Raw genomic sequence first — 11,298 nt, 5'->3', positions numbered from 1 at the left:
TAAACCCCCCCGCCCCCCCCCCTCCAAACCCCGCGGGCGCCCCCCTCCCGGCCCCCCCCCCCCGCTCGGTGCCGAATTCAGCGATGCCGGTAAAGGCGCCGCAACTATTCGTCCAAGGCGCCCGGTGCGGTCTTGGAGACCTGCATCAGGAACTCGAGGTTGTTCTTGCTCTTGCGCAGGCGGTCGATCAGCAGGTCGATCGCCTGGTGCGAGTCCAGACCGGACAGGACACGACGCAGCTTGTGCAGGACCGCGGCCTCGTCCGGGTTGAGCAGCAGCTCGTCCTTACGGGTGCCGGACGGGTTGACGTCCACCGCGGGGAACACGCGCCGCTCGGCGATCTTGCGGTCCAGTTTGAGCTCGGCGTTACCGGTGCCCTTGAACTCCTCGAAGATCACCGTGTCACCGGTCGAACCCGTTTCCACCATGGCGGTGGCGATGATGGTGAGCGACCCGCCGTTCTCGATATTGCGCGCCGCGCCGAGGAACCGCTTGGGCGGGTACAGCGCGGTGGAGTCGACACCACCGGACAGGATGCGCCCGGAAGCCGGCGAGGAGTTGTTGTACGCGCGGCCCAGACGGGTGATCGAGTCCAGCAGCACCACGACGTCCTTGCCCATCTCGACCAGGCGCTTGGCCCGCTCGATGGCCAGTTCGGCGACCGAGGTGTGGTCGGACGGCGGCCGGTCGAAGGTGGAGGCGATGACCTCGCCCTTCACCGAACGCTGCATATCGGTGACTTCTTCGGGACGTTCGTCGACCAGCACCACCATGAGGTAGCACTCGGGGTTGTTGATCGCGATCGCGTTGGCGATGTCCTGCATGATCGTGGTCTTACCGGCCTTCGGCGGGGACACGATCAGCGCACGCTGGCCCTTACCGATCGGCATGATCAGGTCGATCACCCGGGTGGTCAGCTTGTTCTGCTGGGTTTCCAGGCGCAGCCGCTGGTTCGGGTACAGCGGGGTCAGCTTGTTGAAATCGGGGCGGCGCTTGGCCGAATCGATTTCGGCGCCGTTGACGGTGTCCAGCCGCACCAGCGGATCGAACTTCTGCCGCTGGTTGCTCTGTTCGCCGTCGCGCGGCGCGCGGACCGCACCGGTGATCGCGTCACCGCGGCGCAGGCCGTTCTTGCGGACGAGGTTCATCGAGACGTAGACGTCGTTCGGTCCGGCCAGGTAGCCGGAGGTGCGCACGAACGCGTAGTTGTCCAGCACGTCGAGAATGCCCGCGACCGGCTGGAGCACATCGTCTTCCCGGATCTCGGGCTCGCGCGCTTCACCGGTGCCCCCGTCGCGGTCGCGGCCCCGGCGACGCTCGCGGAACCGGCGGCCGCGGCGGCCACGGCCGCCTTCCTCGTCGTCGCCACCACGATCGCCACCACGATCGCCACCGCGATCGCCGCCGCCTCGGTTGCCACTGGAGCCACGCTGATCGCCACCCTGGCCCTGCTGGCCCTGGTTGCGGTCGCGACGGCGCTCGCCCTGCTCGCCGTCCCTGCTGTCCTTACCGTCCTGCTGCTTGACGGCGTCGTTCTTCGCGCCGTCCTGCTGCTTGGCGTCCTCGCCGGCGGGCTCGCCGTTCTTGGGCTGCTGGTCGCGACCACGACGCTGGCGGCCGCGGCCGCGCTGGCCGGAATCGCGGCCCGAATCCTCGGCACCCTCGGCCGGCTTGTTGTCGGCTCTGCCGTCGGTCTTGGCGCTGGATTCGGTGTCCGCGCCTGCGGTGCCGTTGGCGGTCGCCGAGCCGTTGGTGGCGGCCTGGTCGGGCTTGCCCTTGTCCGCGGCCGCGGAGTCCTTGTTGGCCGCGTTATCGGCGGCGGGCGCTTCGACCGCCGGAGCCGACGCGGCGGCGGGCGCGGCCTCGACGGCAGGCGCCGCGGTCCCGGCCTCGGCAGGCTGGTCTGCGGTTTTGCGTTCTTTGGCAGCCTTCGCGCGGGTGCTGCGCTCCGCGGCGGCGGGTCTGCCGGCCTGGTTTTCCTTGATGGCGGCGATGAGATCACCCTTGCGCATACCGGAGGTGCCTCGAATTCCGAGTTCCCCTGCCAGTGCGCGCAACTGCGGCAACAACATTCCAGTCAGCCCCGATCCGATGTCGGTGTTCTCGCTCATCTTCGAAGAAATCTGTCCGGAGTCACTTTCGCGGTTGCCCGAGGGTTCGGAGTCGGATTCCACCCCGGGTGTCGCGAGCAGGTCCGTATCTGTCACGGAGATCCTTTCCTTCCCTCGATGGCCGTGTGCTGTGTCGAGGGTTTCGTTCCGTAGCCCGATCTCGCTGCCGGACTCGGATTTGTAGCCGTATCGCCTGCCCCTCCGGGACCGGGTGCTTCGCCACCGCTGGAAAAGGTGGAAGAGATCATTCCAGTTGAGCGGCTGCGCGGCACCCCCATGGCATGAGGGCTCGAGCCTGGAGCCTGCTGGAGCGATTGCCCTGATGAAGCACCGGCGTCTGATGCGCGCGATGTACGGACCTGCCCAGGATAGCGGGCAAGTACGAAGGTCGGCAAGGCGGACGCGCCCGTCAGCCGATCTGCACGCCTTCCGCGATGCCCGGTTCGATGATCCGCAGCCCGTCCGCGGCGGCCGACAGACGTAGCTTTTCGGGAAAAGGGCAGGTCAGAAGAGCGAGCACGGTGGGCCCGGCGCCGGAGACCGTGGCCGCGATGCCGGCATCACGCAACCGCTGGATCCACGCGGTGGTCAACGGCAGCGCGGGGGCGCGCTGGGTCTGGTGCAACCGATCCGCGGTGGCCGGGAGCAGCAGGTCCGGACGCTGGGTCAGCGCGACGACCGCCAGCGCGGCCCGGCTCACGTTGAACGCCGCGTCCCGGTGCGGTACCAGTTCGGGCAGCAGCCCGCGGGTCTGCGCGGTGGAGGACCGCTCCTCGGGGACCAGGACGACCGGATGCACCGTGGGATGCGCATCGAGGCGAACCGCCCGGTAGAGGCGTTGCGGGGCGCCGATATCGGTATCCGGGCCGGGGCCGGCCTCCGTCCAGGACACGACGATTCCACCGAGCACACTGGCGGCGGCGTTATCGGGGTGGCCTTCGAATTCCGAGGCGAGCTGCACCAATTGATCGGTGTCCACCGCCAGGGACGGATCGAATTGCGCGGCCAGCGCGCGCCCGGCGGCCAGCCCGCCGACCACGGCCGAGGCGGAGGAACCCAGTCCGCGGGAGTGCGGAATCGCGTTCCGGCACAGCACGTCCAGGCCGTCGGCCCAGATACCGGCCGATTCCAGTCCGCGTTCGATCGCACGCACCACCAGATGCTGTGGCCCCCAGGCCACCTCGTCGGCGCCTTCGCCCTCCATCCGGATGTTGAGGCCGGAATCGGTACTGCGTACCTCGATCTCGTCGTAGATCCCCAGGGCCATACCCAGCGAATCGAACCCGGGCCCCAGATTCGCGGTGGAGGCCGGCACCCGGACCGAGACCGTGAGACCGGCCGGCAGAGTCGGAGCCACCAGCCGGCTTTCGCGCGTATCCACCATCAGGCCAGTTCGAGTCGTGCGGCCACGGCGACCGGGTCGACCTGGATGGCCTGCACCTCGGGCATGCCGAGCAGGGCGGTATCGGGGTCCTTGAGACCGTTTCCGGTGACCGTGCAGACCACTGTCTGCCCGGGCTCCAGCCAGCCCTCGGCATGGGCGGCCAGCACACCCGCGACGCTCGCCGCGGACGCGGGCTCCACGAAAACGCCCTCTTCGGCCGCGACCAGACGGTACGCGTGCAGGATCTCCTCGTCGGTGGCCGCGCGGAACGCGCCGCCGGATTCCTCCTTGGCCCCCACCGCGCCGTTCCAGGAGGCGGGCGCGCCGATCCGAATGGCGGTCGCGATGGTTTCCGGGTGGCTCACCGGGGCGCCGTTGACCAGCGGGGCCGCCCCGGCGGCCTGGACGCCCAGCATGCGGGGCAGCGTTTCGGTCACGCCGTCGGCCCGGTATTCGCGATAGCCCCGCCAGTAGGCGGTGATATTCCCGGCGTTGCCCACCGGCAGCGCGTGCACATCGGGGGCCCGGCCGAGCACATCGCAGATTTCGAAGGACGCGGTCTTCTGCCCCTCGATCCGCGCCGGGTTCACCGAGTTCACCAGGCCGATGGACGGGAAATCCGAGGTGACCTTGCGGGCCAGTTCCAGGCAGTCGTCGAAATTGCCCTCGACCTGGATGACCTTCGCGCCGAGCATCACGGCCTGGGCCAGTTTGCCCATGGCGATCTTGCCCTGCGGGATGAGCACCGCACAGGTCATCCCCGCGCGGGTGGCGTAGGCGGCGGCCGAGGCGGAGGTGTTCCCGGTGGAGGCGCACAGCACCGCCTGCTGACCGCGGTATTTGGCATCGGTCATGGCCATGGTCATCCCGCGGTCCTTGAACGAACCCGTCGGGTTGGCGCCCTCGACCTTCAGGTACACCTCGCAGCCGGTGAGCTGCGACAGATGTGGCGCGGGAACAAGCGGGGTTCCGCCCTCGAAAAGGGTGACCGGTTCCCAGTCGGCCGCGCCCGCGAGGCGGTCGCGGTAGGCAGCGATGAGCCCGGGCCAGCGGGAGTGCACTCCGGCCTGCGGGGCGACTCCGGCGGTGGGCCCAACCGTCACCCCACCGCCGCCCCTGACGGAGTCGCTGCGCGATGCTGTTGTCATTCTTCGGTGCCTTCCAATCTCAGAACGCTGGTGACAGATGTGACGGATTCCATACCCGACAGCGCGGCGACGGTCTCCGAGAGAGCCGCCTCGGTCGCGAGGTGGGTGACGACCACCAGTCGCGCCTTGTCGTCGTGACCCTCCTGCCGGACGGTAGAGATGCTCACTCCGTGGTTGGAGAATTCGCCCGCCACCCTCGCCAGTACGCCGGGACGGTCTTCGACCTTCAGATTCACGTGATAGCGCGTCGGAGTGTCGCCGATCGGCGCGATCGGAAGCTCAGCATAGACCGATTCGCCCGGTGCCCGGCCACCGAAGAATTTATTGCGGGCGGCCATGACCAGGTCGCCCAGTACGGCCGAAGCGGTCGGCGCCCCGCCGGCGCCCTGCCCGTAGAACATGAGCCGACCGGCGTTCTCGGCCTCCACGACCACCGCGTTGAACGCTCCGGTGACCGCGGCCAGCGGATGTTTGCGCGGGATCAGCGCCGGATAGACGCGCACCGACACCCGGTCCTTGCCGCCTTCGGCCCGGGTGGGTTCGCCCGCACCCGCCGGTACCCGCTCGCAGATAGCCAGCAGTTTGACGGTGCAGTCCAGCGCGGACGCGGTCTCCAGGTCCTCGGCGGTGATGCCGGCGATGCCCTGGCGGTAGACGTCGGCGGCCGTCACGCGGGTGTGGAAGGCCAGCGAGGCCAGGATGGCGGCCTTCGCGGCGGCGTCGTAGCCCTCGACGTCGGCGGTCGGATCGGCTTCGGCGTAGCCGAGACGGGTCGCTTCGGCGAGGGTGTCGCCGTAGTCGGCACCCGTCTCGTCCATGGCCGAGAGGATGAAGTTGGTGGTGCCGTTGACGATGCCGACGACCCGGTTCACCCGGTCGCCGGACAGCGACTGGATGAGCGGCCGGACCACCGGGATGGCACCGGCCACCGCGGCCTCGAAATACAGGTCGGCGCGGCTGCGTTCCGCGGCGGCGGCCAGTTCGCCGGTGTAATCGGCCAGCAGCGCCTTGTTGGCGGTGACCACCGACTTCCCGGCGTTGAGCGCGGCCAGGATGAGTTTGCGGGCCGGATCGATACCCCCGATCACCTCGACGACCAGGTCCACATCGGGCCGCGCCACCAGGGCCTCGGCGTCCGTGGTCAGCAGTTCGGCGGGTAGTCCGCGGTCGCGGTCGAGGCTGCGCACCGCGACTCCGCGCAGGGTCAGCGGCGCCCCGACCCGCGACTGCAGATCGTCGGCGTGATCCCGCAGGATCCGCACGACCTCGCGGCCCACATTGCCCATTCCCAGTACCGCGATACCGATCGGGCGGTCCGGCCCCCATCGACCGGGTACCACCTCGGCCCCCTCTGGCATGCTCGCCCCTTTCGTCGCGTCCATTCAGACCTCCAGACCGAGCAGGTCCTCGACCGTTTCCCGGCGCAGGATCAGCCGGGCCGCGCCGTCGCTCACGGCGACGACGGCGGGACGGGTCAGCATGTTGTACCGGCTCGACATGGAATAGCAGTAGGCACCTGTGCCGGCGACCGCGAGGAGGTCCCCCGGACCCGCATCGGCCGGCATCCAGGTGTCACGGATGATGATATCGCCGCTCTCGCAATGTTTTCCGACAACGCGGGCGACCACCGGCGGCGCCTCGGAACCGCGGGACACCAGCTGGCAGTGGTAGTCGGCCTGGTAGAGCGCGGGCCGGATATTGTCGCTCATCCCGCCGTCCACGCTCACATAGCGGCGGCGCAGGCCACCGTCGAGCGACACGTCCTTGACGGTGCCCACTTCGTACACGGTCACGGTGCCGGGACCGGCGATGGCGCGGCCCGGTTCCACCGCGATACGGGGCACGGGCAGCCCGGCGCGTTCGGCCTCGAGGGCGACCAGCGCACGGAGTTTCTCGGCGAAGAGGTCCAGCGGCGGCGGATCGTCGGAGGGCAGATAGGAAATACCCAGACCGCCGCCCAGATCGAGCAGCGAGATCTGCGAGGTGCGCTCGACACCGAATTTGTCGACCGCTTCGCGCAGCAGGCCCAGCATCCGATGCGCGGCGATTTCGAAACCGTCGATTTCGAAGATCTGCGATCCGATATGGCTGTGCAGCCCGACCAGCCGCAGATTATCGGCCTCGAATACCCGCGCCAGCGCTTCCATGGCGTCGCCGCCGGAAATGGAGAAACCGAATTTCTGGTCCTCGTGCGCGGTGGAGATGTATTCGTGGGTGTGCGCCTCGACGCCGACCGTGACCCGGACCAGCACGTCCTGCACGACGCCGGCGGCACCGGCGACGGCTTCCAGCCGGTCGATCTCGATCAGCGAGTCGACCACGATATGGCCCACTCCGGCCGCCACCGCGGCCTCCAGCTCGGCCACGGATTTATTGTTGCCGTGCAGGGCGATCCGCTCGGCCGGGAAACCGGCGTGCAGCGCGACGGCGAGTTCACCGCCGGAGCACACGTCCAGCGAAAGTCCTTCGTCGCGGATCCAGCGCGCGATCTCGCCGCACAGAAAAGCCTTCGAGGCGTAGTGGACTCGCGAATTCGGCCCGAACGCGCGCACCATATCGCGGCAGCGGGACCGGAAATCGTCCTCGTCGACCACGAACAGCGGCGTCCCGAACTGCGCGGCGAGCTCGGTGACGGGCACGCCCGCCAGCCGGACCACATCGTCGGCGCCGCGGGTGGCGTTGCGCGGCCACACCCGCGCGGGCAGGTCGATCAGCTGCCGCGGATCGGCCGGGCGTTCCGGCAGGTTCGGGGCGTGCGGTATCTCGGCGTGCCGGGGCCCGGCGGGATGGACACTCATCGGTCTTCCTTCCTCGTCCACTGCCGGAACAGTCGGTCGATGCGATTGCGGGGCGCGGTCACATCCGCTCCGGGGCGGTGACGCCGAGCAGGGCCAGACCGTTGGCCAGCACCTGGCGGGTGGCGTTCACCAGCACCAGGCGGGCGGCGTTGACCGGCGAGACGGGTTCGTCGCCCAGCGGCAGTACCCGCAGGGCTTTATTGGTCTGGAACGGGTGGTAGGCGCCGGCCAGTTCCTCCAGGTACCGCGCGATGCGGTGGGGTTCCCGCAGGGTCGCCGCGCTCGCCACCACCCGGGGGAATTCCCCGATGGTGCGGATGAGCGCGCCCTCGAACTCCGAATCCAGCAGGGCGAAATCCGGTGTCACCGTGTCGTATTCGAATTCGGCGGCATTGCGCGCGATGGACGCGGCACGGGCGTGCGCGTACTGCACGTAGTACACCGGGTTCACACTGTCCTGTTTGGCCCACAGGTCCAAATCGATATCGATGCTCGAGTTCACCGAGCTGCGCACCAGCGAGTAACGGGCGGCGTCGACGCCGATGGCCTCCACCAGATCGTCGAGCGTGACCACGGTGCCCGCGCGTTTGCTCATCCGCACCGCCACACCGTCGCGCAGCAGGTTCACCATCTGGCCGATGAGCACCTCGACACTGTCGGGGTCGTCACCGAACGCGGCGGCCGCGGCCTTCAACCGGCCGATGTAGCCGTGATGGTCGGCGCCGAGCATATAGATACACAGGTCGAAACCGCGCGACCGCTTGTCCTGCAGATAGGCGATATCGCCGGCGATATAGGCGGCGTTCCCGTCGCTCTTGATGACCACCCGGTCCTGGTCGTCTCCATATTCGGAGCTGGCGATCCACCAGGCGCCGTCCTTCGAATACAGGTCACCGGAATTCTTCAAGGTGTCCACCGCGCGTTCGACCGCACCCGAGGCGAACAACGAACTCTCGTTGAAATACACATCGAAATCGGTGCCGAATTCGTGCAGCGTTTCCTTGATGTGCGCGAACATCAGTTCCACGCCCTCGGCGCGGAACAACTCCAGCCGCTTCTCCGGTTCGAGTTCGGCCGCGCCGGGATGGGCGGTGACGATCCGGTCGGCTATCTCGCCGATATAGGCGCCCGCGTACCCGTTCTCCGGGGTCGGCGCGCCGGTGGCGGCGGCAACCAGCGATTCGGCGAACCGGGTGATCTGGGCGCCGTGATCGTTGAAGTAATACTCACGGGTGACCTCGGCGCCCTGCGCGGCCAGGATCCGGCCCAGCGCGTCGCCCACCGCCGCCCAGCGGGTGCCGCCCAGGTGCACCGGGCCGGTCGGGTTGGCGGAAACGAATTCCAGATTGATCTTCGTACCGGCGAGCGCGTTCGCGGTGCCGTACGCCGCCCCGGCCGCGAGCACCTGCTCGAGCACCACACCCTGCGCGGACGCGGCGACCCGGATATTGAGGAAGCCGGGCCCGGCGACCTCGGCGGCGGCGACGGCCTCGGTATCGCTCAACGCCTCGGCGAGCCAGCCGGCCAGATCCCGCGGGTTGGTTCCGGCCTTCTTCGCGACCTTCATCGCTACATTGGTGCTGTAGTCACCGTGCTCCGGGTTCCGGGGACGCTCCACATCGACCGTGTCGGGCAGCACCGCGGCATCCAGTCCACGTTCGGCGAGGACCTTCGCCGCGGTGGCGTGAAGGAGATCTGCAAGGTCGGCTGGAGTCACGAGTCTCTATCCTATGGTCCGAGTGGGTGCGCGCCGCGAGTGGGCACCGCAGCTCGGCACTGTTCATCGACGTGGAAAGAACGGGACCGGTATGCCGAACAGGACGAGCGCCAAATCGGCGAAGGCCGTGAAGGCGGCGGGCAAAGTCGCGGGCGCGCGCGCCAGCAGCAGCAGGAACAAGGGCAAACCGCCGATCACGCAGCGAATCCCCTGGCTCACCATCGGTGCGGTCGTGGTGCTCGTCGGGCTGGTCGCGGCGCTGGCGGTGAACCTGGTGCCCAAGTACCAGGAGAAGGCCGCCCTGGAGAAGTTCACCCCTTCCGAGCAGCAGAAGGACCCCTCCGACCAGATCGAGGGCGTGGTGAAGAAGGAGTACCCGGCCGGTCTGCACGTCGACGCGACCAAGCGGGTCGCCTACGACCAGACCCCGCCGTTCGGCGGCCCGCACGACTCCTCCTGGGCCAACTGTATGGGCACCGTCTACGACAAGGCGCTGCGCGACGAGAACGCGGTGCATTCGCTGGAGCACGGCGCGGTGTGGATCACCTACAACCCGGACAAGGTCGGCCAGGCCGGGATCGACACGCTGAAGAAGAAGGTCGAGGGCGAGCAGTACATGCTCATGTCGCCGCACCCCGGCCAGGAAGCCCCCGTCTCGCTGCAGTCCTGGGGACATCAGCTCACCGTGAACAGCGCCGACGACGAACGGGTCGGTCAGTTCATCACCGCGCTGCGGCTGAACAACTTCGCCTACCCCGAGGTCGGCGCGGACTGCGCGACGGTCGCCTTCGACACCCAGAACCCGCCCCCGTACGACCCGAGCGAACCGGGCCCCGACGCCGTGCCGATGGACGGCGCCGGCCTGCAGCCCGACCAGGGCGAGCTCGGCGGTATGGGAGTGCCCGGCGGCGGTCTGCCCGGCGGTATCCCGGCGATCCCGGGGATGCCCGGCACCCTGCCGGACCCGCAGGCGCCCGGCGCTGTGCCCGACCCGCAGGCGCCCGGGGCCGGACAGTAATGCCGGAAACGGAAACCCCCGAGACCGGGCACCGGCCCGAATCCGGGTTGCGCGCGCAGCTGCGCGGCCAGCGCACCCCGCTGTTGATCATCGCCGCGATCGCCCTGCTCGTGGTCGGGTTCGGCGCGGGTGTGCTGTTCTCGCCGGACGAGTCCGGCGGGTCCGGGCCGGGTCCGGTCGATATCGGATTCGCGCAGGATATGTCGGCGCACCACACGCAGGCCGTGGAGATGTCGGGAATGGCGCTGCTGGGTTCGGCCGATCCCGCGGTGCAGCGCCTCGCCTACGACATCCTGACCACCCAGCAGAGTCAGATCGGGCGGATGCAGGGCTGGTTGCAGATGTGGGGCGCCCCCGCACGCGGCACGGACGGCTACATGGGCTGGATGCACGAGCCCGGGCACGGTGACGACCAGCACAGCGGCGGCCACGACCACGGCTCCGGGGCACCGGGGGCCGGGGCAGTTGCCGCGATGCCGGGTATGGCGACCACCGAGGACATCCAGCGGCTGCGCGACGCCCGCGGTACCGACCTCGATGTGCTGTTCCTGCAACTCATGCTGCGCCATCACCAGGGCGGGGTCCCGATGCTCGAATACGGTGCCGAGCACGCCGAAACCGGCGAGATCGGCATCCTGGCAGGGCAGATGCTCGCCGCGCAGCAGGGTGAGGCCCGGCTCATCACCGATATGCTCGCCGCTCGCGGTGGTCGGCCACTGCCCCTGAACTGAACCGCCACCACTCGTTTTGGCCGCATCGGTGATGATGCGATACGCTGTGGTCCGCCCGATCGACCGGCTCCCGGTCGCACCGGGTGGATCCCCGCCCTCGTAGCTCAGGGGATAGAGCGTCTGCCTCCGGAGCAGAAGGCCGCAGGTTCGATTCCTGCCGAGGGCACGCACGAGGAAGGCCCCCGACCAGCTGGGTTCTGGTCGGGGGCCTTTCTCGTTCTCGGCCGCCCGAGTGTCACGAGTCGGCACCACTCCACCCGAAGTCTTCGCCGCGGCTCAGCGCACCGTTCCACGTACGCGTGTGGACCCGGGCGGTGGCACCGATCCGCTCAGGCCACACCGCTGTACAGCGGGAGACATTCTCCACCGGGAACCGCCCGCCGGCGAGATC

At 68.9% G+C, this 11,298-nt stretch carries 8 protein-coding genes and 1 tRNA gene; 3 read left to right on the top strand and 6 right to left on the bottom strand.

Going from position 1 to position 11,298, the window contains the following annotated elements:
- Nucleotides 1-104: 104 nt before the first annotated feature.
- From rho to argS, 6 genes are all read right to left on the bottom strand, one after another.
- Nucleotides 105-2,207 carry a transcription termination factor Rho gene (gene rho, locus ACLML9_RS24600; protein WP_411947741.1) on the bottom strand — a complete coding sequence of 701 codons (2,103 nt, stop codon included), beginning with the start codon at nt 2,205-2,207 and terminating at the stop codon, nt 105-107.
- Nucleotides 2,208-2,520: 313 nt separating this feature from the next.
- Nucleotides 2,521-3,468, bottom strand: coding sequence for a homoserine kinase (gene thrB / locus ACLML9_RS24595; RefSeq protein ID WP_411947743.1), 948 nt, complete (start codon nt 3,466-3,468; stop codon nt 2,521-2,523).
- 26 nt (nt 3,469-3,494) lie between these two features.
- Nucleotides 3,495-4,556 carry a threonine synthase gene (gene thrC, locus ACLML9_RS24590; protein ID WP_411947742.1) on the bottom strand — a complete coding sequence of 354 codons (1,062 nt, stop codon included), beginning with the start codon at nt 4,554-4,556 and terminating at the stop codon, nt 3,495-3,497.
- Between the two features lie 83 nt (nt 4,557-4,639).
- The gene (locus ACLML9_RS24585) at nt 4,640-6,001 is read right to left on the bottom strand and encodes a homoserine dehydrogenase (protein ID WP_411947740.1); all 1,362 of its coding nucleotides are present in this window, start codon (nt 5,999-6,001) and stop codon (nt 4,640-4,642) included.
- Nucleotides 6,002-6,025: 24 nt separating this feature from the next.
- A complete protein-coding gene (gene lysA, locus ACLML9_RS24580; protein ID WP_411947739.1) occupies nt 6,026-7,441 on the bottom strand; it encodes a diaminopimelate decarboxylase in 1,416 nt (471 codons plus the stop codon).
- Between the two features lie 58 nt (nt 7,442-7,499).
- Nucleotides 7,500-9,158: an arginine--tRNA ligase gene (argS, locus tag ACLML9_RS24575; RefSeq protein ID WP_411947738.1), complete on the bottom strand. Its 1,659-nt coding sequence runs from the start codon at nt 9,156-9,158 to the stop codon at nt 7,500-7,502.
- Between the two features lie 91 nt (nt 9,159-9,249).
- Between argS and ACLML9_RS24570 the strand changes: the two genes are divergently transcribed.
- The 3 genes from ACLML9_RS24570 (at nt 9,250) to ACLML9_RS24560 (ending at nt 11,073) form a co-directional block, all read left to right on the top strand.
- Complete coding sequence (locus tag ACLML9_RS24570; RefSeq protein ID WP_411947737.1) at nt 9,250-10,176, top strand: DUF3105 domain-containing protein; 927 nt, start codon at nt 9,250-9,252, stop codon at nt 10,174-10,176.
- Nucleotides 10,176-10,907, top strand: coding sequence for a DUF305 domain-containing protein (locus ACLML9_RS24565; protein WP_411947736.1), 732 nt, complete (start codon nt 10,176-10,178; stop codon nt 10,905-10,907). Before ACLML9_RS24570 ends, ACLML9_RS24565 begins: the two co-directional genes overlap by 1 nt.
- Before the next feature lie 93 nt (nt 10,908-11,000).
- Nucleotides 11,001-11,073: transfer RNA gene (locus tag ACLML9_RS24560), tRNA-Arg, on the top strand.
- The last annotated feature ends 225 nt before the right edge of the window (nt 11,074-11,298 follow it).

Source organism: Nocardia sp. NPDC002869, assembly GCF_046764065.1.
GTDB lineage: Bacteria > Actinomycetota > Actinomycetes > Mycobacteriales > Mycobacteriaceae > Nocardia > Nocardia rhamnosiphila.
The sequence above is the reverse complement of the archived record's forward strand: the minus strand, read 5'-3'. Positions and strand labels throughout refer to the sequence as shown.

Coding starts and splice junctions, on each gene's coding strand:
- ACLML9_RS24570 (WP_411947737.1), top strand. CDS start 9,250: ATGCCGAACAGGACGAGCGCCAAATCGGCGAAGGCCGTGAAGGCGGCG.
- ACLML9_RS24585 (WP_411947740.1), bottom strand. CDS start 6,001: ATGCCAGAGGGGGCCGAGGTGGTACCCGGTCGATGGGGGCCGGACCGC.
- lysA (WP_411947739.1), bottom strand. CDS start 7,441: ATGAGTGTCCATCCCGCCGGGCCCCGGCACGCCGAGATACCGCACGCC.
- ACLML9_RS24565 (WP_411947736.1), top strand. CDS start 10,176: ATGCCGGAAACGGAAACCCCCGAGACCGGGCACCGGCCCGAATCCGGG.